The organism is Marinobacter lacisalsi, from assembly GCF_042651045.1.
Taxonomy (GTDB): Bacteria; Pseudomonadota; Gammaproteobacteria; order Pseudomonadales; family Oleiphilaceae; genus Marinobacter; species Marinobacter lacisalsi.
In genome coordinates, this window is the sequence record NZ_JBHSDI010000055.1 from 14,632 (window position 1) to 40,831 (window position 26,200).

The 26,200-nt window shown below is 62.3% G+C and carries 26 protein-coding genes and 1 pseudogene; 10 read left to right on the forward strand and 17 right to left on the reverse strand.

Annotated elements, in window-relative coordinates:
* Positions 1–83: 83 nt before the first annotated feature.
* Complete coding sequence (locus ACFOZ5_RS15010; RefSeq protein ID WP_379888740.1) at positions 84–380, reverse strand: ComEA family DNA-binding protein; 297 nt, start codon at positions 378–380, stop codon at positions 84–86.
* A gap of 854 nt (positions 381–1,234) precedes the next feature.
* Between ACFOZ5_RS15010 and ACFOZ5_RS15015 the strand changes: the two genes are divergently transcribed.
* Together ACFOZ5_RS15015 and ACFOZ5_RS15020 are read left to right on the forward strand one after the other, a co-directional pair.
* On the forward strand, positions 1,235–1,789 hold the full coding sequence (locus ACFOZ5_RS15015; protein WP_379888742.1) for an isochorismatase family protein: 555 nt from the start codon (positions 1,235–1,237) through the stop codon (positions 1,787–1,789).
* A gap of 78 nt (positions 1,790–1,867) precedes the next feature.
* Positions 1,868–3,256 carry a nicotinate phosphoribosyltransferase gene (locus ACFOZ5_RS15020; RefSeq protein WP_379888744.1) on the forward strand — a complete coding sequence of 463 codons (1,389 nt, stop codon included), beginning with the start codon at positions 1,868–1,870 and terminating at the stop codon, positions 3,254–3,256.
* Here the strand turns inward: ACFOZ5_RS15020 and ACFOZ5_RS15025 are convergent.
* Positions 3,247–4,407 carry a GNAT family N-acetyltransferase gene (locus ACFOZ5_RS15025; RefSeq protein WP_379888746.1) on the reverse strand — a complete coding sequence of 387 codons (1,161 nt, stop codon included), beginning with the start codon at positions 4,405–4,407 and terminating at the stop codon, positions 3,247–3,249. The two genes, ACFOZ5_RS15020 and ACFOZ5_RS15025, sit on opposite strands and share 10 nt — an antisense overlap.
* A gap of 119 nt (positions 4,408–4,526) precedes the next feature.
* A complete protein-coding gene (locus ACFOZ5_RS15030; protein WP_379888748.1) occupies positions 4,527–4,871 on the reverse strand; it encodes a hypothetical protein in 345 nt (114 codons plus the stop codon).
* Positions 4,872–5,082: 211 nt separating this feature from the next.
* Between ACFOZ5_RS15030 and ACFOZ5_RS15035 the strand changes: the two genes are divergently transcribed.
* The 6 genes from ACFOZ5_RS15035 (at position 5,083) to ACFOZ5_RS15060 (ending at position 10,154) form a co-directional block, all read left to right on the forward strand.
* Positions 5,083–5,793, forward strand: a complete 711-nt coding sequence (locus ACFOZ5_RS15035; RefSeq protein ID WP_379888750.1) for a response regulator transcription factor — start codon at positions 5,083–5,085, stop codon at positions 5,791–5,793.
* 15 nt (positions 5,794–5,808) lie between these two features.
* Positions 5,809–7,179 (forward strand): sensor histidine kinase, encoded by a 1,371-nt coding sequence (locus tag ACFOZ5_RS15040; protein ID WP_379888752.1) that lies wholly within the window; start codon positions 5,809–5,811, stop codon positions 7,177–7,179.
* Positions 7,176–7,790: an IMPACT family protein gene (locus ACFOZ5_RS15045; protein ID WP_379888754.1), complete on the forward strand. Its 615-nt coding sequence runs from the start codon at positions 7,176–7,178 to the stop codon at positions 7,788–7,790. Before ACFOZ5_RS15040 ends, ACFOZ5_RS15045 begins: the two co-directional genes overlap by 4 nt.
* Before the next feature lie 69 nt (positions 7,791–7,859).
* On the forward strand, positions 7,860–8,393 hold the full coding sequence (locus tag ACFOZ5_RS15050) for a DUF4136 domain-containing protein (protein ID WP_379888756.1): 534 nt from the start codon (positions 7,860–7,862) through the stop codon (positions 8,391–8,393).
* A 33-nt stretch (positions 8,394–8,426) separates the two neighbouring features.
* Positions 8,427–8,783 (forward strand): translation initiation factor Sui1, encoded by a 357-nt coding sequence (locus ACFOZ5_RS15055; protein WP_379888758.1) that lies wholly within the window; start codon positions 8,427–8,429, stop codon positions 8,781–8,783.
* A 114-nt stretch (positions 8,784–8,897) separates the two neighbouring features.
* Positions 8,898–10,154, forward strand: coding sequence for a D-amino acid dehydrogenase (locus ACFOZ5_RS15060; protein WP_379888760.1), 1,257 nt, complete (start codon positions 8,898–8,900; stop codon positions 10,152–10,154).
* A 465-nt stretch (positions 10,155–10,619) separates the two neighbouring features.
* Here ACFOZ5_RS15060 and ACFOZ5_RS15065 read toward each other — a convergent pair whose 3' ends face one another.
* The 14 genes and pseudogenes from ACFOZ5_RS15065 to ACFOZ5_RS15130 form a co-directional block, all read right to left on the reverse strand.
* The gene (locus tag ACFOZ5_RS15065; protein ID WP_379888762.1) at positions 10,620–10,961 is read right to left on the reverse strand and encodes a Na+/H+ antiporter subunit G; all 342 of its coding nucleotides are present in this window, start codon (positions 10,959–10,961) and stop codon (positions 10,620–10,622) included.
* An 11-nt stretch (positions 10,962–10,972) separates the two neighbouring features.
* Entirely contained in the window at positions 10,973–11,242 is a 270-nt protein-coding gene (locus ACFOZ5_RS15070; protein ID WP_379888764.1) for a K+/H+ antiporter subunit F, read from the reverse strand.
* On the reverse strand, positions 11,239–11,730 hold the full coding sequence (locus ACFOZ5_RS15075; RefSeq protein WP_379888766.1) for a Na+/H+ antiporter subunit E: 492 nt from the start codon (positions 11,728–11,730) through the stop codon (positions 11,239–11,241). Before ACFOZ5_RS15075 ends, ACFOZ5_RS15070 begins: the two co-directional genes overlap by 4 nt.
* Complete coding sequence (locus ACFOZ5_RS15080; RefSeq protein ID WP_379888768.1) at positions 11,727–13,247, reverse strand: monovalent cation/H+ antiporter subunit D; 1,521 nt, start codon at positions 13,245–13,247, stop codon at positions 11,727–11,729. Before ACFOZ5_RS15080 ends, ACFOZ5_RS15075 begins: the two co-directional genes overlap by 4 nt.
* Entirely contained in the window at positions 13,244–13,624 is a 381-nt protein-coding gene (locus ACFOZ5_RS15085; protein ID WP_379888770.1) for a Na+/H+ antiporter subunit C, read from the reverse strand. Before ACFOZ5_RS15085 ends, ACFOZ5_RS15080 begins: the two co-directional genes overlap by 4 nt.
* 3 nt (positions 13,625–13,627) lie before the next feature.
* Positions 13,628–16,435: a monovalent cation/H+ antiporter subunit A gene (locus ACFOZ5_RS15090; protein ID WP_379888772.1), complete on the reverse strand. Its 2,808-nt coding sequence runs from the start codon at positions 16,433–16,435 to the stop codon at positions 13,628–13,630.
* A gap of 120 nt (positions 16,436–16,555) precedes the next feature.
* Positions 16,556–16,684 (reverse strand): hypothetical protein, encoded by a 129-nt coding sequence (locus ACFOZ5_RS15095; protein WP_379888774.1) that lies wholly within the window; start codon positions 16,682–16,684, stop codon positions 16,556–16,558.
* Between the two features lie 177 nt (positions 16,685–16,861).
* The gene (gene mnhG, locus ACFOZ5_RS15100; RefSeq protein WP_379888776.1) at positions 16,862–17,287 is read right to left on the reverse strand and encodes a monovalent cation/H(+) antiporter subunit G; all 426 of its coding nucleotides are present in this window, start codon (positions 17,285–17,287) and stop codon (positions 16,862–16,864) included.
* Positions 17,284–17,550 carry a monovalent cation/H+ antiporter complex subunit F gene (locus ACFOZ5_RS15105; RefSeq protein WP_379888778.1) on the reverse strand — a complete coding sequence of 89 codons (267 nt, stop codon included), beginning with the start codon at positions 17,548–17,550 and terminating at the stop codon, positions 17,284–17,286. The genes mnhG and ACFOZ5_RS15105 overlap by 4 nt, the downstream gene beginning before the upstream one ends.
* 10 nt (positions 17,551–17,560) lie before the next feature.
* A complete protein-coding gene (locus tag ACFOZ5_RS15110) occupies positions 17,561–18,034 on the reverse strand; it encodes a Na+/H+ antiporter subunit E (protein ID WP_379888780.1) in 474 nt (157 codons plus the stop codon).
* A pseudogene (locus ACFOZ5_RS15115) lies at positions 18,031–19,564 on the reverse strand (Na+/H+ antiporter subunit D). The gene ACFOZ5_RS15110 and the pseudogene ACFOZ5_RS15115 overlap by 4 nt, the downstream one beginning before the upstream one ends.
* Positions 19,561–19,908 carry a Na+/H+ antiporter subunit C gene (locus ACFOZ5_RS15120; protein WP_379888782.1) on the reverse strand — a complete coding sequence of 116 codons (348 nt, stop codon included), beginning with the start codon at positions 19,906–19,908 and terminating at the stop codon, positions 19,561–19,563. The pseudogene ACFOZ5_RS15115 and the gene ACFOZ5_RS15120 overlap by 4 nt, the downstream one beginning before the upstream one ends.
* 64 nt (positions 19,909–19,972) lie before the next feature.
* Entirely contained in the window at positions 19,973–20,398 is a 426-nt protein-coding gene (locus ACFOZ5_RS15125) for a Na+/H+ antiporter subunit B (protein ID WP_379888784.1), read from the reverse strand.
* Positions 20,395–22,701 carry a putative monovalent cation/H+ antiporter subunit A gene (locus ACFOZ5_RS15130; RefSeq protein WP_379888786.1) on the reverse strand — a complete coding sequence of 769 codons (2,307 nt, stop codon included), beginning with the start codon at positions 22,699–22,701 and terminating at the stop codon, positions 20,395–20,397. Before ACFOZ5_RS15130 ends, ACFOZ5_RS15125 begins: the two co-directional genes overlap by 4 nt.
* Positions 22,702–23,162: 461 nt before the next feature.
* On the opposite strand from ACFOZ5_RS15130, the gene urtA reads away from it, so the two are divergent.
* Positions 23,163–24,455 carry an urea ABC transporter substrate-binding protein gene (gene urtA, locus ACFOZ5_RS15135; protein WP_379888819.1) on the forward strand — a complete coding sequence of 431 codons (1,293 nt, stop codon included), beginning with the start codon at positions 23,163–23,165 and terminating at the stop codon, positions 24,453–24,455.
* Positions 24,456–24,534: 79 nt separating this feature from the next.
* The gene (urtB, locus tag ACFOZ5_RS15140) at positions 24,535–26,136 is read left to right on the forward strand and encodes an urea ABC transporter permease subunit UrtB (protein ID WP_379888787.1); all 1,602 of its coding nucleotides are present in this window, start codon (positions 24,535–24,537) and stop codon (positions 26,134–26,136) included.
* Positions 26,137–26,200: the final 64 nt, after the last annotated feature.

The window sequence follows — 26,200 nt, forward strand, 5'->3', positions numbered from 1 at the left end:
TTTGGCTCAGGTTGATTACAGGCAGGTGGTGGTGGATTTCAGGCAGGCAAAAAAAAGCCCCGCCAGATGGCGGGGCTGAAAGCTCAGCGGGTGGTAATGCGACCGGCGTTCTTCTCCACCGTGACATCACCAATGCCTCGCACCCGGGTGAGATCGCCCTCGGATTCGAATGGGCCATTGGTATCGCGGTCAGCGACAATGGCCAGTGCCTTGGTTTCGCCAATGCCCTCCAGCTGGGTCAGCTCCACCGCCGTGGCGGTATTGATGTTGACCACCTGGGCCTGTGGTTCGGCGGGCTCCTGGGCCCAGGCCGGTGCCTGCATGGCGAACAGGCTGAAAATCAGTACCAGTGCTGTAAAAAGTTGTTTCGTCTGTTTCATGGCTCGCGTTGTATCGCTCTGTGATGGTTTGGTTCTGAATGCCGGAGAAACCGACCGTAACCACCGGATAGCGTTCCCGGGCTATGCATCATCACGGAACCGCGACAAACCACCACATAAAGGTTGCCAACCATGTACAACGAATCAGAGTCGCCTGTCTGGTCACGGCCAGGCCCCTGACGGGAAGATCGTGCAATTGCGCATGAACTACGGGCGGAAAAGGGGAAGGAAAAAGACGGGTCCACGGCTGGGGCCACTTCCCTGTGACCCTTGTCCGCGACGAGACCCGATGCCGGTTCCTTCGGCACTGCCCAAATCCCTGGGCAACATTCCCTGTTGTCAATCCCTTGAGCATCCTTGCTTCGCTGGCCATCCTGGCCGGCGGTAAGCGACTCCCTGCTCAATCCGCTGCTACACTCCCTGCAGTAGCCCTCACTCCTTGACTACGCTTTCCCTACGCTCAGTCAGTTCCGTTGCATTCCCTTGGTGACTTCCGTGTACAGGAGCCATTCTACGGAATGGCGAATTCCGGAAAACCAGACATCACTGTTATGGCGTGTAGGAGAAAGCTTACAAACCTGTAAGCATGGGGCCGGAAGGCCTGTGAGGGTCGGGTTTATTGCCGGCTGCGTTACTATTAATTCTGTAAAATCAATATCTTGGCATTTAATTTTTGGTCCGCCGAACGTGCGTGAACTGCGTCACGTTATGACAGAAACGGCCTGCCGAAACGATTTATGCGTGGTTCCCGGGTAAGAATCCGGAGAGGGGTTGAGCCTTCTGCCATTGGCCCCCAAGGTAATGAGTAAAGCCTTATCCTTTATCCCGCTATGGTTCGGTGAAAGGAGGTTGCCATGAATGACCAACAGACAGCCCTGTTACTGGTCGATATCCAGAATGACTTCTGCGAGGGTGGCAGTCTGGCGGTTCCGGGCAGTGAATCCATCTTCAGTACCGTGAATCACTGGATCACCCTGGCGAGGGAGCGTGGCTGGCCCGTCGTCGCCAGCCGGGACTGGCATCCACTGGAACACTGCAGCTTCGAGGCCCGTGGTGGTCCGTGGCCCGAGCACTGTGTTCAGGATACCCACGGCGCCGACTTCCACCCGCGTATGCAGTTGCCACCGGATACCGTCCGGGTAAGTAAGGGTACCGCCTTTGAAACCGATGCCTACTCGGCTTTTGATGGCACCGAGCTGGACCAGTACTTCGGCCGCCACACTATCCGCAAGCTGATAGTGGCGGGCCTGGCGCTGGATGTGTGCGTACAGGCCACGGTCCGCGATGCCCGCAAGCTGGGTTTCGAGGTAGACCTGCTGGTCAATGGCACCCGAGCCGTTGACGGTGATGAAGGCAGCAAAGTGCTGGAATCGCTCGCGAACGAGGGTGTCAACCTGGTCCGGAACTGACTCCGGGCCGGCCATTCTGAAAACCGGTAGCCACGACTATCTGGTGCACCCCGATTCATTCCCCTGAGGAGCGAGTTAATGGCAGAGCCATCACTGATGCTCAAGGAGCAGGATTTACCCCTGCTGGTCGACCTGTATGAACTGGCCATGGCCCAGGCCTACTGGCGTTCCGGCATGGATGGCGAGGCGGTGTTCAGCCTGTTCTTCCGCAAGCTGCCGGAGCACCGGAATTTCATCCTGGCCTGTGGCCAGCAGCAGGTGGCAAGGGTGATTGAGTCGCTGCGTTTCACGGATGAAAACATCCGCCGGCTGGAAGCGCTGGACCGTTTCGAACCAGGGTTTCTGGACTGGCTCAGGCAGTGGCGCTTTACCGGCTCCATAAGGGCGCTACCGGAGGGTACGCCGGTATTTCCCCAGGAACCGCTGCTGGAGATCACCGCACCGGTGGCCCAGGCGCAGATCCTGGAAAGCCTGGTGATGAACTACGTGCACCTGGAGTCGACCCTGGCCTCCAAGGCCGTGCGCCATGTGCTGGCGGCAAACGGTCGCCCGGTGGTGGACTTCGGCATGCGCCGGATGCACGGGCTGGACTCCGCCTGGCGTGGCGTTCGCGCCTACCGCGTGGCCGGCCTGGCGGGTACCAGCAATATCCAGGCGGGCACCGACTTCGGCCTGCCGGTCAAGGGCACCATGGCGCACAGTTTTGTGCAGGCCTGCGAGGACGAAATGGCGGCCTTCCGCATGTACGCGGAGCTTTACCCGGGCACCACCCTGCTGGTGGACACCTACGATACCCGGGGTGCGGTCAGGAACATTGCCCGCTGGCTGCGGGAAAATCCGGACGTGGACATCGGCGGTATCCGGCTGGATTCCGGCGACCTGGGCGAAGAAGCCCGGGACTGCCGCCAGATACTGGATGAAGCGGGCCTGGACCATATCCGCATCATGGCCAGCGGCGGCCTGGACGAATACCAGATCGACTCCCTGGTTGCTGCCGGCGCGCCTATTGACGGCTTCGGGGTGGGCACCGCCATCGGCGTCGCCAATGACGCGCCTGCCATCGAGCTGGCCTACAAGCTCACCGCCTATCAGGGCGAGCCGCGCATGAAGAAGTCCACCGGCAAGCGCTCCTGGCCCTGCCCGAAACAGGTGTTCCGCCAGTTCGACGGCAGCGGCCGCATGCAGCGGGACCTGATCGCGGAAGCCAGTGAAGAGGGGGAAGGCACGCCTTTACTTCAGCCGGTGATGAGGGACGGACACCTGGTGGAGGGCGCTATTGCACCACTGGAGGATCAGGTCGATTACGCCCGTGATGCAGTAGCGGCACTGCCGGATCAGCAGAAACAGCTGGCGCCGGCTGCGCAGGCCTACCCCGTCAACTTCAGCAAGTCCCTGGAGCAAAAGCAGGCTCAGACCCTTGAGCGCATCGCCCACCTGCAGGAATGGAACTACCGGGGTCAGGACTGACGGAAGGGCAGGGCACCCAGGGCGGCTTCATGATAGGCCGCCACGTCCTCGGCTTCCTCCTGGCAGAAGTGGGCCACCGCATCCCGGAAGCCGGGATGGGCCACATTGTGCCAGGAGTGGGTAGTCACCGGCTCGAAGCCCCGTACTAGCTTGTGCTCCCCCTGGGCACCGGCATCAAACCGTGACAGGCCCTCGTGGATGGCCAGTTCAATGCCCTGGTAGTAGCAGGTTTCGAAGTGCAGGTGATTGTAGTCGTCCAGGCATCCCCAGTAGCGCCCGAAAAGTGTTTTCTCTCCCTTTATGAACAGCGCCGCAGCAATCCGCTGATCTTCCCGCACAGCGGTAATGATCCGCAGCTTTTCCCCCAGCCTGTGGGCCAGCAGGGCAAAGAAATCCCGGCTCAGATAGGGCCGCATGCCCCGTTTGAGATAGGTGGCGTTGTAGAACAGGAAAAAGTCATCCAGCACCACGTCGGGCAGGTTGTCGCCGGACCAGTGCTCAAAGGTAATGCCCTGTTCGTCCACCTGACGGCGCTCCCGTTTGATGGACTTGCGCTTGCGGGAGGTCAGCTGCGCCAGGAAGTCATCAAAGGTACGGAAATCCCGGTTGAACCAGTGGAACTGGCACCCCTGGCGGTGCAGCGTGCCTGGCTGGGCAAGCAGCGTCTGGTCGCTGGCGTCGGGAAACAGCAGGTGCCAGGAATGCACCGCCTGTTGTTCCATCAGCCTGTCCAGGGCCTGGTGGATCTGGATGGGGGCAAGGTCCGCCCGCGCCGGGTCTTCGATCAGCAGCCGCGGCCCCTGGCAGGGCGTGAACGGCACCGCGATCACCAGCTTCGGGTAATAGGGCAGCCCGTTACGTTGCCAGGCGTCGGCCCAGGCCCAGTCAAAGACGTACTCACCCATGGAGTGGGTCTTGAGGTAGGCCGGGGCCACTCCGACCCGGCGACCGTCGAGGTGGAAGGTCAGATGACAGGGTTGCCAGCCGGTTTGTGCGGATACCGAACCGCTCGCCTCCAGGGCTTCCAGGAAGTCATAACAGACCAGCGGGTTGGCGGTGCCGGCAAACCGGTCCCAGGTGTCGCGACCGATGGAGGAAATGGCGTCCACCGTCTGGATGTGGAGTCCGGAAGAGGCAGGTTGCTCTGTCATAGGCTGTCCGCGAAAATCGGCCGCCCAGTGCCTCAGCAGGTCAGTGTATTAACCGCACGGGACACCAGGTGACCTTCAGAAGTGGTTGACAGTACTCTACGACAGAAGCGGTGGCGCGATCACGCCTCGTCGTTTTTTTCGCAACGTTGTTTCATTTTTTCGAAGCGCTCCTGATACTTCTCGCGGCGTTCATCACGGATCTCGTCCCAGGTTTCCCGCTGGTCATCGGTCAGTTGCAGCCGTTCAGCCATTGCTTCGTGGCGCTCCCTGTACTTTTCGCGCATTTGCTCGCGCTTCTGTTCCCAGCCGCCGCTGTTCATCTTTTCGCAGATGTCGCCGTGGGATCGTTTGCCCTGGTGCCCGTCGCGGTCGCCGTGCTGGCCGGCCATGGCCAGCGGACTGGTGATCAGGGCTGCGGACAGCAGGGCGGAGGTCAGCAGGCCTGTGGTTTTCAGTGCTTTCATGGAGGTGCTCCTTGTCTATCATCGTCAGGGCGCGGACCATCGCCGCGCTATTCGGACAAGCATGATATGAAAGCTGGTGTAAGCTCCTGTCAGGTGGTGGTAAATAATCTGTAAATGGCTGGCGGGTACTGCGCTGCGGTGGGGCAGGGTGATATGGTTTGCTGGAGGACATACAGGGTGGCTTGCGAGAGGACACACAGGGGAGTGCCGGATGCAGAACCGGGTTTTACTGGTAGAAGACGATGAAGAGCTGCGGTCCCTGCTGGCCCGTTACCTGACCGGGCAGGGGTTCGAGGTGCGTGAAGCCGAAAATGGTGGCGACGGCCTGGCCCTGGCCGCCGAAGGGCTGACCGACATTGTGGTGCTGGATATCATGCTACCGGACATGTCAGGGCTGGATGTGTTGCGGGAACTGCGGGCCCGTAACCATCTGCCGGTGCTGCTGCTGACAGCCCGGGGCGACGAGACCGACCGCATCGTGGGTTTCGAGGTGGGTGCCGACGACTATATTCCCAAGCCCTGCAACCCACGGGAACTGGTGGCCCGCCTACAGGCGGTGCTGCGTCGGGTCGCCTGGGATCACCAGGCCGATGTACAGGCCGACCGGATGTTCGGCGACCTGCGGGTGGAGCCGGAACAGCGACGTGTTTTCCTTCGGGGCGATCCCGTCGACCTGACCGCCACCGAATACGAGGTGCTGCAGGTGCTGCTGGCCCATGCCGGCAGTGTGGTGCGCAAGACCGACCTGATGCAGTGGGCCCTGGGTCGTCGCCTGGCAGCCTACGACCGCACCCTGGATATGCACATCAGTAACCTGCGCCGCAAGCTGGGCCCGGAAGAGCCCTCCCGCATTGAAACCGTGCGCGGGCTGGGTTACAGCTACCGGGTCACCGACCCGGATACCACGGCAACAACCGACTGACCTTCAGGAGTTTTCTTGAACACCAATGGCAAGCGCCCCTTCATGTTCCCGCTGTTCTGGCGGATCTTCCTGCTGATCTGGCTGGCCCTGGCGTCGGCGGTGGTACTCAGCAACCTGGTGACCCGTGAGCTGCTGGACCGGGAGCGGGAAGCCATTGAGGACCTGGAGAGTCTGCGCGATGTGGCCATCGAGGCGGTCCGCCTGAAGCAGGGGGAGGACCGGGGCGCCTTCTGGCGTTACTTGCGGGCCAAGGGTGAGGAGCTGGACCTGCACCTGATGCTGGTGGATGTGGATGAGGCCCGGGAGCAATTGCCAGACTCGGTGCGCGAACGCATGCGTGCCTGGTACCACCGCAAACCCGCGGTGGTGGAGGTCAACGACAGCCAGCGACTGGTGGCCTGGCCCCGGTCCGACCGGGAAGGGCGGATCTCCCCCGGGCTGGCCCGGGCGCTGGAGCTGTCCCTTGGGGTAATCCTGCTGACCTTCGCCTGCTGGTGGATTGCCCGCCTGGTGTCACGACCGCTACGCCACATGGAGAACACGGCGCAGGCCATTGCAGGCGGCGATTTCAGCCTCAGGGTGAACGAACGCATTGCCCGCCGCAGGGACGAGATCGGCCTGACCGCGCGGGCCTTCAACGCCATGACTGAGCGCCTGTGCGACCTGCTGGACCGGCAACAGCAGCTGATGCGGGATATCTCCCACGACCTGCGTACGCCCCTGGCCCGCCAGCGGGTGGCCATCGAGCTGTTGGCAGACAGCGGCGCGGAGCCGGAGCTGCTGGCTAGCATCCAGCGCCAGAATGAACGTCTGGAGGAAATGACCGGCCAGATCCTCACCCTGTACCGGGTCTCCAGCGGCGGTGATGGGCTTGAGCGTGAGCCGGTGCAGATGGTGCACGCCATCAACGATGTGCTCCGGGATGCCGCTGACTACGCCGAGCACCGACGGGTGGACTGCCATTTCGAGGCCGCCCCGGACTGCCATCAGGTGACGGTACTGGCCAGCGGTGAGCTGTTACGCCGGGGCCTCGATAACATCCTCCAGAACGCCCTCGACTACACCCCGCCGGGCAAAACCGTCATGGTCAGGCTGACCCGGGAAGGGGACCAGTTGGTCTGCACCATCACGGATCAGGGCCCCGGTGCGCCGGATGAGGTACTCAATCACCTCTTCGAACCCTTCTACCGGGCCGACCGGGCCCGCAGCGGCAAGGGCTGGGGGCTTGGGCTGGCCATTGCGAGCAACATCATTGCCTCACACGATGGCCGTATTGAAGCCCGTAACGTGGCCGAGGGCGGTCTGCAGGTAAGGATCTGGCTGCCGGTATTTACCGGGCCCGATGATCCGGGGCTCGGTGAAAGACTGTCCGGGCGCCGGTCATGAGCCAGGGCTACCCGATACCGGCGGGGTTTCTGGAAAAGGAAACCGAGATCCGCAAGAGCCGTTTCATTGCCCGCGTCGCCCCGGTGCAGGATCGCGAGCAGGTGAAAGCCCTGGTGCAGCAGGCCTGGCAGGACCACCCCGATGCCCGCCATGTCTGCTGGGCCTACCAGATTGGCACGCCGGGTTCGGCAGCGGAGGCGGCCATGAACGACGATGGCGAGCCTTCGGGCACGGCAGGCAAGCCAATCCTCAACGTGATCCAGCACAAGGACATGGGCGATGTGGCGGTGATCGTGATCCGCTACTTCGGCGGCATCAAGCTGGGTGCCGGCGGGTTGGTGCGGGCCTATGCGGGCGCCGCGGAATCGGTACTGTCCGCCGTCGGGCGGCAGGTCAACCAGCCCATGGAGCAGGTGGTGGTCTCCCTGCCCTTTGCCCTGGAGCAGCCCCTGCGGCACTGGTGCGAACAGCATGAAGCGACCCCGGCGGAAACCGTGTACGGTGAAGGGGTCATCATGACCGTGCACCTGCCGGAACCGGCGGTGGCGTCCCTGGTCTCGTTTTGTGAGGCCAATCAACTGGATTATCATTACGACACGGTGACCGGGTAATTCAAACCGGCCCGGGACGGTGGTCGTAAAACAGCAATAACGGATGCTTTTGCGAGCGGGAGGTCTCTTATGAACCGGTTAATGGCAGGCCCGGCCCTGCTGCTTGTCGCCGTACTGATGACAGGCTGCGCGGCCAACGTCGTCACCGACTATGACACCAGTATTGCCTACGACAGCTACGAGACCTGGGCTTTCGGCCCCAGCGAGGACAATCGTTACACCTCCCTGGACGGTTCCCGGGTGGAGGACGCCGTCAGCCGCGCCCTTGAGGCCAAGGCACTGACCCGGACGGAGCCGGAGTCGGCGGACCTCCTGGTTAGCTATCATATTGATGATGTGGACCGGCTGGACACCTCGGGGTTTTCCTATGGTATTGGTTTCGGGCGCGGTAGCTTCGGCTGGGGCCTCTCCACGGCGCCCCCGGTGCGGGAAGTGCGGGAAGGCCAGCTGATTGTCGACCTGGTGGACGCCAGCACCGACAAGGTGGTGTGGCGCGGCACCAGCAAGCGCTACCTGAACCAGAACCAGTCCCCGGAAACCCGTCATAAGCTGATCAACGAGGTGGTCGCCGACATGTTCAGTCGCTATCCTCCGGGCGAGTGAACCCGTGGCACCCTACAGACAACAGGAGATGATGTGAAAAAAAGCGGAAGCGGCGGCCTGGTCTATTCCACCGAGCAGGGCCGTATGTGCCCGGGATGCCAGAATCCGGTGGAGCAATGCACCTGCAAGGCGCAGACTGCACCGGCCGGCGACGGTGTCGTACGTGTCAGCCGTGAGACCAAGGGCCGCAAGGGCAAGGGCGTTACCCTGGTGACGGGTATCCCGCTGGCGGGCAAGGAGCTCAAGGACTTTGCCAAGAAGCTCAAGGCCAAATGCGGCACCGGCGGCACCGTGAAGGACAACGTCGTTGAAATCCAGGGCGACCAGCGGGACATTCTGGTCCCGATCCTGCAGGACCAGGGCTGGACCGTGAAACGGGCTGGCGGATAACGCCAGGCGATGCGGGCCTGATTCAGCGGCTGCTTGTAAAGACTTCTCTCTTGGGACCCCGCAACCGGAAAGGTTTGCCGGGCCCGAACTTCCAGAACAGACAGGGGATCGGATATGCACGTACTGGTGATGGGCGCCGGTGTTGTTGGTGTAACCACGGCATGGTATCTGAAGCAGGCGGGCCATGATGTAACCGTGGTGGACCGCCAGCCCCGCGCGGGTATCGAGACCAGTTACGCCAATGGCGGTCAGATTTCCGTCTCCCACGCCGAACCCTGGGCCAATCCCTCCGCGCCCCTGAAGGTACTCAAGTGGCTGAGCCAGCCGGACGCGCCGCTGCTGTTCAAGCTGAAGCTGGATCCTGCCCAGTGGCTCTGGGGCCTGAAGTTCCTGACCCAGTGCACCTCGAAACGCGCTGCCTGGAATATCCGCCAGATGGTCAACCTGGGTACCTACAGCCGATCTCAGCTACAGGTCCTGCGGAGGGATCAGAAGCTGGATTATGACCACCTGGAAAAGGGCATCCTGCACTTCTACACCAGCGAGAAGGAGTTTGATGCCGCCCGGGAACCGACCCGCATCATGCAGGACCTTGGCTGCGACCGGCAGATTATCGGTGCTGACAGGGCCCTGGAGCTGGAGCCTGCGCTCAAGCCCATTGCCAACCGCATTGCCGGCGCCACGTTCACCCGGGAAGACGAATCCGGCGATGCCCGCAAGTTCACCCAGGAGCTGGCCAGAAAAGCCGAGGAAGCGGGGGTGGAATTCCTCTACGACACCGAGGTGGTAGGTTTCGAGAACACCCGCGACCGCATTGACGGCGTGGGCGTGATCGGCCCGGACGGCTGCCATCGCACCCTGCGTATGGACAGCTATGTGCTGAGCATGGGCAGCTACAGCGCCCACTTTGCCCGCAAGCTGGGGTTCTTCCTGAACATCTATCCCGCCAAGGGGTACTCCATTACCGCTCCCGTAAAAAACGAGGAAGCGGCGTTCCAGGTCAGCCTGACAGACGACGAGTACAAGCTGGTCTATTCCCGCCTCGGAGATCGGCTGCGCATTGCCGGCACCGCCGAACTGGGTGGTTATGACCGAGACCTGAGTCTGGTGCGTTGCCGGGCGATTGTCCGCCGTGCCGCGGAGATCATGCCTGAAGGGGCTTACTGGGATCAGTGCGAGTTCTGGGCTGGCTTACGGCCCGCCACACCTTCCAATGTGCCTTATATTGGCAAGAGCCCCCTTAAGAATCTGTATCTGAATACCGGGCATGGCACGCTTGGCTGGACGCATTCCTGCGGGTCTGCGGCTGCCCTGGCCGACGTGGTTTCGGGCCGGACTCCTGAACTGGATTTCGATTTTACCGGGCTTTGAGGTTTTCATCTGTAGCCTGATGGTTTGGTGCCTGGGCGTGGTGTATAGGGGATGTTTTTTCCGCCGCAATTCAGGGGCCATCCCTGGCGCCCGCCTTGCTCCGCGCCATCCATGGCGCTACTCCAAAAACATCCCCTATACCCCACACCTTGCCGAACTCTTGGGTAGCCGGAACATTGGATATACACGCTAAAAGCGGTTTTTTCGCAGGTAAGTTTTTGCGCTATACGGAAGTTCCTGGGAAATGCTGAAAGAGTTCTTTCAGGGAGTGGGTATTTGGAAGGCGGCCAGCACAAAGTCTGACGGATGGGGGACCGGGGGGAGCTTTTCGTAGCAGCGACAGGATGTCGCGGAGCAAGGTCGGTCCAGGGATGGACCGTGAATTGCGGCGAAGAAAAGCTCCCCCCGGTCCCCCAGCCAGGCACCTAACGTCAGATACCCCAAGAAAACAAAACTAGCCAGCAGTCATTGGTCCCAGGGCTGCCCCCGAGTCTCCTCCGATCGCTCCACCTTCAGGTGCATGGCGGCCTTGGCGATAAAGTTGGCACTTACCGGAGCCGTCAGGAACAGAAATACCGTGACCAGAAGCTCGGTAATGGCAATATCGCCGGTTTTCAGTTTGAAGTAGAGCATTGAGGCGACGACCACACTGCCCACCCCCAGGGTCGTGGCCTTGGTGGGCCCGTGCAGCCTGGAATAGAAGTCCGGCAGGCGCACCAGACCGAGGGCGCCCACCAGGGTGAAAAAGCCGCCTGTCAGCAACAGCAGACTGATGACCACGTCGGCGACAGGATGAATGGTAACCATGGCATCGCTCCTTATTCGATAACGCTGCCGCGTTTGAGGTATTTGGCCAGCGCCACCGTGCCCACAAACCCCATGATGGCCATCAGCAGGGCGGTTTCCAGGTAGAGCCGGCTACCCAGCGTCAGGTCGAGCAGGATGACCAGGGCAATACCGTTGATGTAAAGCGTATCCAGAGCCAGCACACGATCAGGCGCGTCCGGGCCCTGCACCAGGCGGTACACGTTCAGCAGGGCCGCCACAGAGACCATGGCAATGGTGGCATAGAGAGCGAGGGTCATCATTGGAATACCTCCATAAGCGGCTTCTCGTAACGCTCATGAATGCTGCGGATCAGCTCGGCGTCGTCATCCACGTCCAGCGCATGAATCAGCAGGAGCTGGCCATCATCGCTGACATCACTGCTGACCGTACCGGGCGTGAGTGAGATGGTGCTGGCCAGTATGGTAATGGCCATGGGGTGGTCCAGGGTCAGCGGGTAAGACACAAACGCCGGGCGCGGGCGGCGGGGGTTGAGGATCAGAATTGCTACCGAGACGCTGGCAACCACAATGTCGTAGAACACCACCAGCAGGTATTTCACCAGAACCCACGGCTTGTGCAGGCGTGGGCTGTCGGGCCAGAACCGGTACGTGATCTGCGGGATGATGGTCGCCAGGATCAGGCCCATCACCACGCTGGCGCCGGAGACTCCGTCCGCCAGGAATTGCCACACCACAAACAGGGTAAGGCTCAGCCAGGGCTGAGGAAAACCCAGACGTTCAGCAGTCATGATTCGTCCTCCCCGACCATTCTGGCGTCCAGTATGCTGGTATAGGCGGATGGGTCCCGCAGTTGCTCGGCGGTGGCGTCGGTGTAGTCACTCAGCGGGCCGGCAACCACCACAATGGCGATACTCATGGCAATCAGTGCCCCGGCGCCCACGGTGTGAGGGAAGGTCAGCTTTTCCGGGTTCTCGATATAACCCTCAACGTTGCGCCAGAACACGATGCTGCCGGCGCGGCTGTAGGCCACCAGCGAAATGAAACCGGACAGCAGGATCACCGCCCACAGTGCCGCCATCGCCACACCAGGGGTGGCGGCGTTCATGATCAGCAGTTTCGAGAAGAAACCGCTCAGCGGCGGCAGGCCGGCAGCGGCCACGGCACCCAGCATGAACATTACGCTGATAAAGGTGCGGTTGGGCATGCGCGGGGCGGTTACGATCTGGTCGGTGGCAGACCCCCGCTGGGCGGCGATCATGTCCACCACCAGGAACAGTCCGGCGGCTACCCAGGTGGTGTGCACCATATAGAACAGGGCAGACGACAGGCCGGCCTCACTGAGCAGTGAAAATGCTGCCAGAATCGTGCCCACGGACACCACCACCTGCCACGCCACCAGCGTTCGCAGGCCGGCGGAGCCGATCATGCCGATCATGCCCATGACGATGGTCAGCAATGCCAGCGGGAACACCCAGTCCATACCCAGGTTCGCCAGGGCACCGGCATTTTCACCGAAGATCAGTGTATAAACGCGGATAATGGCGTACACACCCACCTTGGTCATCACCGCGAACAGGGCGGCCACCGGGGCGGTGGCGGCGGCGTAGGCCTTCGGCAGCCAGAAAGTCAGCGGCAGCAGGGCGGCCTTCAGGGCGAAAACCACCAGCAGGATCATGCCGCCGGCTTCCACCAGTGGCAGCTTGTCGGCTGCCAGGGTTGGGATAGTCACGGCCAGGTCCGCCATGTTGAGGGTGCCGGTCACGCTGTAGATCATGCCCACGGCAATCAGGAACATGGCGGAGCCCACCAGGTTGAGCACCACGTAGTGCAGCCCCGGGATGGTGCGCGCCTTGCCCTCGCCGTGGAGCAGCAGACCGTAGGAGGCAATCAGCAGCACCTCGAACGCCACGAACAGGTTAAACAGGTCGCCGGTCAGGAAGGCGATATTCAGGCCCATGAGCTGGAACAGGAACAGGGCGTGGAACTGGCGGCTGTCCACATCGGTGCGGCCCATGGAATAGAGGTGGCTGAACAACCCCAGCAATGCCGTGACAAACAGCATCAGCGCCGACAGCCTGTCCAGCACCATCACGATGCCGAAGGGCGGGGCCCAGTTGCCAAAGGCGTAGACGCGGTAGCTGCCGTCAGTGGCCAGTACCAACAGGAAGATGGTGCTGACCAGCAACAGCCCCGTGGTGATCAGTCCCAGCGTACGGCGAAGCCTAAGGGGCGCATAGCCCAGGAAGATCTGCAGGAAGCCGCCAATCAGCGGGATCAGGATCGGCGCGATAAGCCAGTGGTTCATTGGCCGGTCTCCTCCCTGGGCTGGTCGTCGGTCGTGGGCTCGTCCGGCAGGTCAAAGCGGCGGGTGCCGTCGACGTGGTCATTACCCGTGTCGGCCTTGGCGCGCAGGGCCAGCACCACCGCGAAGGCGGTCATGGCAAAGCCGATCACAATCGCGGTCAGCACCAGTGCCTGGGGCAGGGGGTCGGAATAGACCTCGGTGCTGCCGATAATCGGCTGGCCACCACTCATCAGGCGACCGGTGGAGAACAGGAACAGGTTCACCCCATAGGACAGCAGGGTCAGCCCCACCACCACCGGGAAGGTACGGGCGCGGAGCACCATGTACACCCCGGCAAAGGTAAGTGACCCGATAATCAGTGCGTAGGTGATTTCCATGGGTTATGACTCCTCCCGTGCTTCGGTTCGGCTCATGGGCCGACCGCTGGGTGTCAGCCTGCCCAGGCTGACCAGTGCCAGCAGGGTGGCGCCTACCACCGTCAGGTACACGCCGAGGTCGAAGACCAGCGCCGATGCCACCTCGAACTTGCCCACGACGGGCCACTTCAGGTACGTGAAGGTGGAGGTCAGGAACGGATAGTCGAACACCAGGCTGCCGGCGCCTGCCACCGTCGCGAAGAACAGCCCGAGGGCGAGCACGTTGTGATAACGCACATTGACCCGGGCCTGGGTCCAGTTGTCGCCGCTGGCAATGTACTGGATCAGCAGCGCGATGGCAGTAACCAGCCCGGCGATAAAGCCACCACCGGGCAGGTTGTGCCCACGCAGGAAGATGTACGCCGACACCATCAGCGCCAGTGGCAGCAGCGGCCGTGACATCTGCTTGAGCATGGTGGGGTGCGCGTCAAACGCCCAGGGGTGGCCCTGGCCGTCGGTGGGCGGAGCCTGCAGCTCACGGTTACGCAGCATGGCGTAGATGCCCAGGGCGGCAATGGCCAGCACGGTGATCTCGCCCAGGGTATCAAAGCCCCGAAAGTCCACCAGGATCACATTGACCACGTTGGTGCCACCACCGCCGGGTTTGCTGTTCTCGATGAAGTAGTCGGAGATGGAGCTGAACGGGCTGGTCAGCATGGCCAGCGTGACCGCCGCCATGCCTGCACCCGCCACGCCGGCGATGATCAGGTCACGGGTGTGGCGTGCCTTCGAACCCTCTGACGGTGTCCACGACGGCAGGTAGAACAGTGCCAGCATCAGCAGCACAATGGTGACTACCTCCACCGAGATCTGGGTCATGGCCAGGTCCGGGGCGGACAGGCGGGCAAAGGTCAGGGACACGAACAGTCCCACCACGCTCAGCATGATCAGCGCGGTCAGTCGCTCCCGCCGGATATAGACCGTGGCCAGCGTGCAGAAGATCAGGATGGCGGCACCAATGGCACTGGGCCAGTCGATGGGCGTCAGTCCGTTACTGCCAATCAGGCCCATGCCCCAGAGTGGGGCCAGGGCGACCACCACGGCGCTGAGCACCAGCAGCATGGCGTAGCGCTGCAGAGAGCCATTCTCCAGCAGGGCGGTCAGGCGGCGGGCGCGGTTCACCAGCCAGGTCACCGCGGCCTCGAAGACCGCTTTCTCGTCGATCTCCTTGAACCGGTCATGGAAATCGAAGAACGCCTGCCGGTAGTGATACATGATCAGGCCGCCGAGGAAGGCCGCAAAGCTCATCATCAATGGCAGGTTGAAACCATGCCACACCGCCAGGCCGTAATCCGGAACCTGGCCACCCAGGGTGGCCGCGGCTGCGGCATGAAGCAGCGGGCCCACGGAAAAGGCCGGGAACAGCCCCACCAGAATGCAGGCCACCACCAGGATCTCCACCGGAATCTTCATGTACCGGGGCGGCTCATGGGGCGGGAACACAGGAAGGTTTCGAGGGGCGCCGTTGAAGAACACATCGTGGATAAAGCGCGCCGAATAGGCCACCGCAAACACGCCCGCCAGGGTGGCCACAATGGGCGGAATCCAGGCCCAGATGCCGGGCAGGTTCAGGCTCAGGGCCTCGGCGAAGAACATCTCCTTGGACAGGAAGCCGTTCAGCAGGGGTACCCCGGCCATGGAGGCCGCCGCCACCATGGCCAGGGTGGCGGTGTGGGGCATGTACTTCCAGAGCCCGTTGATCTGCCGCATATCCCGGGTGCCGGTCTCGTGGTCGATGATACCGGCGGCCATAAACAGCGACGCCTTGAAGATCGCATGGTTGATGATATGGAACAGCGCGGCCACCGCCGCCAGTTGCGTGCCCATGCCCAGCAGCAGGGTGATCAGGCCCAGATGACTGACCGTGGAATATGCCAGCAGGCCCTTGAGGTCATGTTTGAACAACGCAATGTAGGCGCCGATCAGCAGGGTGGCCATGCCGGTGAAGCTGACCATGAAGAACCACTGTTCGGTGCCCGCCAGTGCCGGATACAGCCGCGCCATCAGGAAGATACCCGCCTTCACCATGGTGGCGGAGTGCAGGTACGCGGATACCGGCGTGGGCGCCTGCATGGCGTGGGGTAGCCAGAAATGGAACGGGAACTGGGCGGATTTGGTAAAGGCACCCAGCAGCACCAGCGTCAGGGCGTAGGGGTAGAGGGCGTGGGCCTTGATCTGGTCGCCGGCGGCCAGCACCGCATCCAGCTCGAAGGAGCCAACAATGCGCCCGATCAGCAGGATGCCGGCCAGCAGCGCCAGGCCGCCGCCACCGGTAATGGCCAGGGCCATCCGGGCACCACGGCGGGCATCCTGCTTGTGGTTCCAGAAACTGATCAGCAGGAATGAAGTCAGGCTGGTGAGCTCCCAGAACACCATCATCAGCAACAGGTTGCTGGACAGCACAATGCCTAGCATGGAGCCCATGAAGCACAGCAGCATGGCGTAGAACTTGCCGACGTTCTCGCTGGCCTTCAGGTAGTAGCGGGCGTAAAGGATGATCAGCAAGCCGATCACCAGGATCAGCAGCGCGAACATCAGCGACAGGCCATCCAGCCGGAAACTGACGTTGATGCCAAGCTGGGGTAGCCATTCCAGCGTCTGGACGATGGTTCCGCCCTCCGCCAGGGTGCTCCACATGGGGAACAGGGTGGCCAGTGCCAGCAGTGCGGGCACTGAAGAGGCTATGGCAATGGCTGTTCGCCCGGCCTGGGCGAACAGGGGCGCGGCAATGGCCCCCAGAAATGGTAGTAGCACCACCAGCGACAGTGTCATCGCAACCTCGTTTTCCGTTTCTTCTGATTTGTGGCGGGCAGCGACCTTGCTGCGCCCCGGCGTCCCCGTCGGGTCATTCGATCAGTAAAGCAGCCTTGGTGCCCCGGCACCAACGGCCCGCTACCGGCCAGCGGGCGGGTCCGGAAAATAGGGCAGGCGGCCGCTCAGGTGTACGGCGGGCACGTGCGACAGGGCCGGGTTCATGCCTGGCATTGGCCGGTAAGGGGCAGAACGGGGCTGAAGAATCATTGCGACTCCTTGTTGGTGCACGGTCCAGATCATACGTGGCGACTGACGCAGGTCAAGTTTTCCGCTAACCAAAGGCCAGAGTTGTCTGGCGCGATCAGGCGGGAGAAGCAGGGAAACGTCAGGCGCCGCTATCCGGAACCGCGGCTTTTGGGCGGTGTAACAGAGGGGCAGGTACGATCAGTGGTCTCGCGGCGGATCATCGGGCCTGTGCGGTGCAGGGCCGTTGCCATCGTCCTGTCGGGGCGCAAGTCCGCTCCCCAGCGCGTGGGTTTCCGGGTCATAGCGGTCCCGCAGTTCGTCCTTGATGGTGCCCTCCCACAGCGGGATGCCGATGAAGTATCCGGCGCGGCCAATGACATGGGCGGCAATCGGGGCGGTAATCAGGATGAAGATCACAATGGCGATTGCCCGGGTGACCACGGCCGGCTGATCCAGATAGTGCACAGCCACGGCGGCCATGATCATCATGGCGCCCAGGGCGCCGGCCTTGGTGGAGGCGTGCATCCGGGTGGCCAGGTCCGGCAGGCGGACAATACCCACAGCCGCCAGCAGCACGAATGTACTGCCGGCAAGCAGAAAGATCGCGACCAGCCACTCCATCATCTCGGGCCTCCCCGTTCCAGGAATCTCGCAAAGCCCACCGCCGCCAGGAAAGAGGTCAGGGCAAGCACTATGGCAACATCCAGCAGGCTGGAGACGCCGGAATCAATGGCGTGAACACCCACAAAGGCCACCACGATCGAGGCGATCAGCTCGAGGGAGACGACCCGGTCCGGCAGCGAGGGGCCCCTGCTGAGCCGGATAAAAGCCATCAGCAACGACAGTGACAGCATCACATAGACAATCTTGATAGCAATGATCAGCAAGTCTGCCTCCCTAGCGCATGATGTTCAGCAGTCGGTGTTCAAGGTCTTTCAGCTCGGCGCGCAGAGCCTCTTCGTCCTGCAGGAACATGGCATGAATAAACAGCACCCTGCGATCGTCTGACACATCCAGGCTCAGGGTGCCCGGGGTCAGGGATATCAGGCTCGAAAGAAACATGATTTCGGTGTCTGTGCGTGCCTCCAGCGGCAGCCCGATAACGCCGGGTTTCATGTACCACACCGGTGTGGCGACGTCGTAGGCGACCCGGAAATTGGCCTTGAACAGGGCGACCACGAAGTAGCCGACGAAAGCGACACAGCGGGCCACACGCTTTGCGTAGCCGTCCAGGACGGCGACCTGGCCCTGTAGCGTCATCAGTGCCAGGAAGCCGAACGCGAAACCCACGAAGAAATTGAGCGCCGTGAAGGAACCGCTCAGGGCCACCCAGGCCAGGGCCAGCATGACATTGCAGAAGAAGCCGATCATGGCCGCGTTACCCCTCCGGTTCTTTCACCCAATACCGCATCGATATAACCCTGTGGGTTGAGCAGCTGGCCGGCGGCGGTTTCCGCCAGTTCAAACAGCGGCTGCCCCCACAGCCCGATGAGCACTGTGCAGGTCGCCAGGCTGACCACCGGCAGGTAGTAGGCCCAGGAATGCTGCGCCAGCTTTTCGGTGCCCTCCAGTCTGCCGGTGTCGGTGACGTGCGCCGGAACCGGCTTCCAGAAGACCTCCGCCCAGATCTTGACCATGGAGTAGAGCGTCAGCAGGCCCACCACCAGGGTGATGCCCGCAATCACCCATGCCCCGGCCTCAAGACCGGCGCGGATCAGGATCACCTTGCCGAAGAACCCGGACAGCGGCGGCACACCCGCCAGCGACAGGGCGGGAATCAGGAACAGCACCGCCAGCAGCGGCCTGTAGCGATAGACCCCACCCAGGTCCTTCAGTTCGTAACTGCCCAGCATGCGGTAGACGATGCCACTGACCAGGAACAGGTTGGTCTTCACAATAATGTGGTGCATGACGTAGAAAATGCCGCCAATGATCGCCAGCGGCGTGTAAAGCGCCAGCCCCAGGATCATGTAGCCGATCTGGCTGACGATGTGGAACGACAGAATGCGGCGGAACTCGAACTGGGCGGCGGCTCCCAGCACGCCGGTGACCATGGTCAGCGCGGCGGCCCAGAGCAGGATGCTGTGGGTATAGCCGACATCCTGGGTAAACATCAGCGTAAACACCCGGAACAGGGCGTACACCCCCACCTTGGTGAGCAGCCCGGCGAACAGTGCCGACACCGCCACCTGGGGGGGTGTGGTAGGACGCTGGCAGCCAGAAAAACAGCGGGAAGGCTGCGGCCTTGATGCCGAACGACACCATGAACATCATGGAGATCACGGTAACCATGCCGGCGTCCTCCAGCGTGGCCACTTTCTGCGCGATGTCCGCCATGTTGAGTGTGCCAAGCGTGCCGTAGAGCAGGCCCACGGCGGACAGGAAGATGGCAGACGAGAAAAGGTTCAGGGTCACATACTTGATGGCCCCCTCCATCTGCGCCTTTTCGCCGCCCAGGGTGAGCAGGGCGAACGAGGCCAGCAGCATCACCTCGAACCACACGAACAGGTTGAAGATATCGCCGGTCAGGAAGGCGCCGCCCACACCGGCCAGCAGCAGGTGCATCAGGGGATAGTAGCCGAACTTCTCATGGCCCCGGGGTGTTGAGGCGAGAGAATAGACCGCAATGGCCAGCCCGATGATGCCATTGAGCACCACCATGATGGCGGCAAACACGTCGGCCACCAGCACAATACTGAACGGGGCTGGCCAGCTGCCCACCTCCATCACCATGAAGCCCTGCTCCAGGGTGCTGCGGAGCAACCCGATACCGCTCGCCAGCATGGCCAGCGTCGACAGCACCGCCAGCACCCGCTGGCTGCGTACCGAGCGCCACAGGGCCAGCGACAGGGCGCCGGCAAACAGGGGGATCAGGATGGGAAGCGCAAGTTCCGGAATCAAGTGTCGGTATCCTTCATCTGGTCCAGGTCATCCGTTCCGACCACTTCGTACGCCCGGCGAATCAGCACCACCGAGAACGCCAGCACACCAAAGGCAATCACGATAGCGGTCAGAATCAGCGCCTGGGGCAACGGGTCGGCCACGGTGGCCGCCGGCGCCAGCGCGCCTTCCGGGATCAGCGGGGGCGACCCCCGGGTCATGCCCGCCATCACGAAGATAAGCAGGTTGGCGGCATTGCTCAGCAGGATCAGGCCAATCACCAGCTTCACAATGGAGCGGCGCAACATCATGTAGATGGCGGCCGCAAACAGGATGCCCACCACGTAGGCCATCAGGCTTTCCATGGCGACCTCCCCCGGGGCGGCCCAACGACGTGCCGGACCTCTGGCCGGAACCGTTCCCGTGGCTTCATTGCTCTGCCTCCATCAGTCCGATCACGAATATGGTTATGGTGCCCAGCACCGCCAGGTAGACTCCGACATCAAAAATCAGTACCGACGACAGCTTGAAATAGCCCTCCCCCGGCAACGGAATAGGCCACCAGTGCGCCGTCAGGATGGGCTGGCCGGCAAGCAGGGCCGGCAGGGTGGACGCCAGGGCCAGCAACAGGCCCGCCGCCAGGAAATCACCGGGCCAGACCCGCATGATCTTGCGGGTGGCGTCCTGGCCAAAGGCAAAGGCGTGGATCACAAAGGCACTGGCCGCCACCAGGCCACCGATAAAGCCGCCTCCTGGCTCGTCGTGCCCCCGTAACAGCAGGAATACCGAGAACATCAGCTGTAGGGGCATGATGAACAGGGCGGCGGTATGCAGGATCAGGGTGTTGGACTTCATGGCCGGTGCTGGTCCTCCGCCTTGAGCTTGAGCATGCTGTGGATGCCGATCGCTGCCAGGGCGAGTACAAAGATCTCACCCAGGGTATCCAGGGCGCGGAAGTCCACCAGTATCACGTTGACGATATTGCGACCCTGGGCCAACGGTGCCGCATTCTCGCTGTAGTAGGCGGAAATCGACTCGAAGTAGCGGGTCTCCAGTCCGGCCAGCATCAGCAGGGTTACCACCACCCCGGCCAGGATGGCTATGGTCAGGTCCCGGAACCGCTCAAAGCGCGAGGAAAGGCTGACGAATTCCGGCAGTCTGAACAGCACAAGTACCAGCAGGACCACGGTCAGGGTCTCCACCAGCAGCTGGGTAATACCCAGGTCCGGAGCGCTGAAAAGAATGAACACCAGGGCGACCGAAAACCCCAGCACCCCCAGGGAAGCCACGGAGCCAAGGCGCGAACGGGTACGGCTGGCGAAGACGGCGGACGCCACCAGCAACGCCGCGATGCCCCACTCGTAGAAACGACTGCCGGACAGGTTGAAACCAAGGGAAATCTCATGCCGCAGCACCAGGGTCAGCCCCGTCAGCCCAAAGGTGACGGCAACCAGCACCAGCAGGTAATGCCCCAGCACGCCGTTCTGCAGGCGCCGGGTCTGCCAGCTGGCAAGCGCACTGATGCCCTCCATGAACCGGAAATAGGTCGCCTCGGGGCCATAGCGGGCCGCCGCGGTATTGATCGCGTTCAGGTCAGGCTGGATTCGCGGCCACAGGCGGTAAAGCACAACACCGGTCACCAGGCTCACCACCGATAGCACCAGGGGCACATTGATGCCGTGCCAGAGGGCCAGGTAGGAATCCACAGGCGCGCCGGCAACAGCACCCATCGCGGCCTGCAGGATGGCGGTTTCCGGCAGGTGGGGCGCCAGGCCAAAAGCCAGCGCTGCCAACGACAGCGCCACCGGCCCCGCCAGCATGGCGATGGGGGCCTCATGGGGTGTCCTGGGGGTCGCCGTCACCGCACCGAAGAAGGGCTTTACCGACACCAGGGCGGCGACGCCGACCACCAGCATAAAGGCAAGCACAACCGCCAGGGTCAGAAACGCCGACCACAAAGGCGTCGTCAGCACCGCCTCCAGCGTCAGCTCCTTGGCAATAAACCCGAACAGCGGTGGCAACCCGGCCATGGACATGGCGGCGAGCAGGGCGAACGCCGTGGTCGCCGGCATCCGCCTGCGCAGCCCGCCCAGCTCCCGCAGGTCCTTGGTGCCAGTGGCGTGGTCCACTATGCCGGCAACCATGAACAGCGCGCCCTTGTACAGGGAGTGGGCCACCAGCACCCCGATGAAGGCCGTTAGCGCCAGTTCCGTACCCACTCCGATCAGCATGGTCAGGGTACCCAGGGTCATCACCGTGGAATAGGCCAGCACCTTCTTGATGCCGGTGCTGGTGAAGGCGAACCAGGCGCCCACGATCATGGTGGCGGCGCCAAAGCCCATCAGCAGCGTGCCCCACAGCGCCCCTTCCCCCAGGGCCGGATTGAGACGGGCCATCAGGTAGATGCCGGCCTTCACCATGGTGGCCGAGTGCAGGTAGGCGGAAACCGGGGTCGGCGCCGCCATCGCATTGGGAAGCCAGAAATGGAACGGCACCTGGGCTGACTTGGTCAGTGCCCCGGCCAGGATGCAGACCACCATACCCGCGTAAAGCGCATGCTCATGGAGCGGGTCGCTGGAGGCCAGTATGTCGCTGAGGGAGTAACTGCCGGTCATCATGGCCAGCAGGATCAGCCCCGCCATCAGCGCCAGGCTGCCGGCCGTGGTAACGAAAAGGCCCTGCAGGGCGCTCTTGCGGGCATCGGCGCGGTCGTGGTCAAAGCCAATCAGCAAATAGGAGGTAATACTGGTCAGTTCCCAGAACACGAACAGGGTCAGCAGGTTGTCTGACAGCACCAGGCCAAGCATGGAGGCCATGAAGGCCAGAATGATGACGAAGAAACGCCCCAGGTAGGGGTGGCCCCGCAGATAGGCGCCGGCATAGATCAGCACAAAAGTACCGATGACACTGATCAGCAGGGCAAAGACCAGTGACAGACCATCCACCAGGAAATCCAGGGTGATGTCTAGTCCCGGCAGCCAGGGGTATTCCACAACCAACGAGCCGCCGTCGCTGACCAGGGGAACAAGAGAGCCAAAGTAGATCGCCAGGCTGGCGGGCAAAAGCGCCAGCACCCACCCCAGCGCGTGCCCGGACAGGCGATGAAGAAGTGGTGTCAGAACCGCAAGCAGGAACCCCGACAAGACCGCTAACAGCATGACGCTCTGGCAACCTCGGCTTTTAGTTGTCAATTTTAGTCATTTACAGAATGACAGAGTGAATGGATCACTAGTTCCGGTTAACACGCAAAAAAGGGCGGTGTGCCCGGGTTTTTGGGGCCGTCCGGCCGGCGAACCGGCCAGCGACTTAAAAGTGGGCACGGTAATGAGGAGCTGGCCACCCGGGCGCACCAAATAAGAACATTGGGCCGGATGACCGAACGAATCTGGTGCGATGGCCTGGAGGTGGCGCACTATAATCGTGCCAGGAAAAACGCCCAGATGGCCCACCTGATTTACAGGCCATTGTTTTAGAGAGAAAAAGTAATAATTGTCATTGCTGGCATATCACTTGCAAATCTCAGTGCACAAGGCGGATGGATGAAATCCGCCCCGCGCCAAAGAAGCGCACAAACAACTGAAACTGCGAGGATATGCACGTGACAACATTCAAGAAACAACTGGCCAGCGTTGTAGCGGCTGCGGTACTGGGTGCCGGCGCGACTGTCGTCCATGCCGAGGAAGATCCCATCAAGGTAGGTGTGCTCCACTCCCTGTCCGGCACCATGGCGATCAGCGAGACCGCCCTGAAAGACACCGTGGAAATGCTGATCGAGAAGCAGAATGCCGAAGGCGGCCTGCTGGGCCGTGAGCTGGAAGCCGTGGTGGTTGACCCCGCCTCCAACTGGCCCCTGTTTGCGGAAAAGGCCCGTGAGCTGCTGGCTCAGGAAAAAGTGGACGTCATCTTCGGCAACTGGACCTCTGTGTCCCGTAAGTCGGTACTGCCGGTGGTTGAAGAGCTGAACGGCCTGCTGTTCTACCCGGTCCAGTACGAAGGTGAAGAGTCTTCCGAGAACGTCTTCTACACCGGCGCCGCGCCCAACCAGCAGGCCATCCCGGCGGTGGATTACCTGATGAACGAAATCGGTGTCGAGCGCTGGGTACTGGCGGGCACCGACTACGTCTACCCGCGCACCACCAACAAGATCCTGGAAACCTACCTGATGGATCAGGGTGTGGCGAAAGAAGACATCATGATCAACTACACTCCGTTCGGCCACTCCGACTGGCAGAACATTGTGTCTGACATCAAGACCTTCGGTTCCGCCGGCAAGAAAACCGCCGTGGTTTCCACCATCAACGGTGATGCCAATGTGCCCTTCTACCGTGAGCTGGGCAACCAGGGCATCTCGTCCACCGATATTCCGGTTGTCGCCTTCTCCGTGGGTGAGCAGGAACTGTCCGGTATCGACACCGGACCGCTGGTGGGTCACCTGGCCGCCTGGAACTACTTCATGAGCGTGGATTCCGACGCCAACTACGACTTCATCGACCAGTGGATCGAGTACACCGGTGACGAGGAAGCGGTCACCAACGACCCGATGGAAGCCCACTACATCGGCTTCAACATGTGGGTGCAGGCGGTCAAGAAGGCTGAAACCACCGACGTGGACGCGGTCAAGGACGCCATCATCGGTGTCACCGTTCCCAACCTGACCGGTGGCTACGCCACCATGATGCCCAACCACCACATCACCAAACCGGTACTGATTGGTGAGATCCAGGACAACGGCCAGTTCTCTGTGGTCTGGAAAACCCCGGCCACGGTGGCTGGTGATGCCTGGTCAGACTTCCTGCCGGGTTCCCGTGACCTGATTGCCGACTGGCGCGCCCCGATGCGCTGCGGCAACTTCAACGTCAAGGAAGGCAAGTGTGGCGCGTCTGCCGGTGAGCAGGCCGCGGCTGCCGAATAAGTGACCCGCCGGGGCGGTGCAGCCGCCCCGGTATGACCCCCTGATCTCAATCCATCCAGACACCAGACAGGACGACACCATGAGCATCCTCCGAGGGCTCACCTTCTTCCTTATGGTCTTGCTGATCACGCCCGTGGGCATCGCCTCGGCCCAGCAGGACCAGACCCCAGAGGCACTGCTGGAGCAGCTGTCCGACGCCTCGCCCCGGGATACCGAAGCGGCCATCAAGGCCATCGCCACCAGCGGCCATGAACGCGCCCGCGCCTGGTTGGAAGCCTACGGCAACAATCGCTTGAGTCAGGTAAAAGACACCGGCCAGATCGTGATTGTGCTGAACAACCGCGGTCGCGACTGGGAAGTGGCCGACGCCCTGACCGGAGAAGACCTGGGGGAAATGTCCCGTCGGGACCTGGACCGGATTGCCATCAACAACGCGGTACGTCGTCAGTTGGCCGGTGTACTGGCCATGCTCGACCTGTATTCCGACAACGTCGACGTTCGTGAAACCGCCGCCCTGGATCTGATGGGCAAGGTGGACGACGCGGTGATCGACGATGTCACTGCCCGCATTGAAGAAGAGCCCAACGCTGCGGTCCGCAGCCGCCTGGAGCAGGCCGTCGCCATCTATCAGGTGGAAGAGCAGGGCAGTGTGGAAGCCGTCGAGGTACTCTCCGGCAGCCTGCACCCGCGGGCCCGGGCCGCACTCAACAGTGCTGTCGCCTCGGACGACCCCGCCTTCCGGGCAGCGGCTGAAAAGGCGCTGGCCTCCATCGAACAGAAACTGAAACTGAACCGGGCCGCCGAGACGCTCTACTTCGGCCTGTCCCTGGGCTCCGTGCTGGTGCTCGCCGCCATCGGCTTGGCCATCACCTTTGGCGTTATGGGCGTGATCAACATGGCCCATGGCGAGCTGATCATGCTGGGTGCCTACACCACCTGGGGCATGCAGCAACTGCTGCCGGGCCAGCCGGGCCTGGCGCTGATCCTGTCCATTCCCGCCGGCTTCCTGGTGGCGGCGCTGGCAGGCATTGCCATCGAGCGCAGCGTTATCCAGTTCCTCAAGGGGCGGCCCCTGGAAACCCTGCTGGCCACCTTCGGGGTCAGCCTGATCCTGCAGCAACTGGTGCGTACCGTGATCTCGCCCCTGAACCGCACCGTGGTCACGCCGGAGTGGATGAGCGGCTCGCTGGTCATCAACGACGCCCTGTCGCTGACCCTCAACCGCCTGTACGTGCTGGGTTTCGCCCTGGTGGTGTTTGCCGCCCTGATGCTGATCATGCGCCGCACCCGCCTGGGGCTGGAAGTGCGCGCCGTCACCCAGAACCGGGCCATGGCCCGTTCCATGGGCATCAAGGCCACCCGTGTCGACATCATGACCTTCGCCCTGGGCTCCGGTGTGGCCGGGCTGGCGGGCGTGGCCCTGTCACAGCTCACCAACGTGGGCCCCAACCTGGGCCAGAACTACATCATCGATTCCTTCATGGTGGTGGTCTTCGGCGGTGTCGGCAATCTCTGGGGCACCCTGGTGGCCGGCCTGACCCTGGGCACCATCAACCAGCTGCTGGAACCCTGGGCGGGTGCCGTGCTGGCCAAGATCATCGTGCTGGTGTTCATCATCCTGTTCATCCAGAAGCGGCCGCGGGGACTGTTCCCCCAGAAAGGCCGGGCCGCGGAGGGTTAGACGTGTCCTGTATCAACAATACCGTCACCCGCAGTGGACCAGAACAAACGATTGAAGGGATACG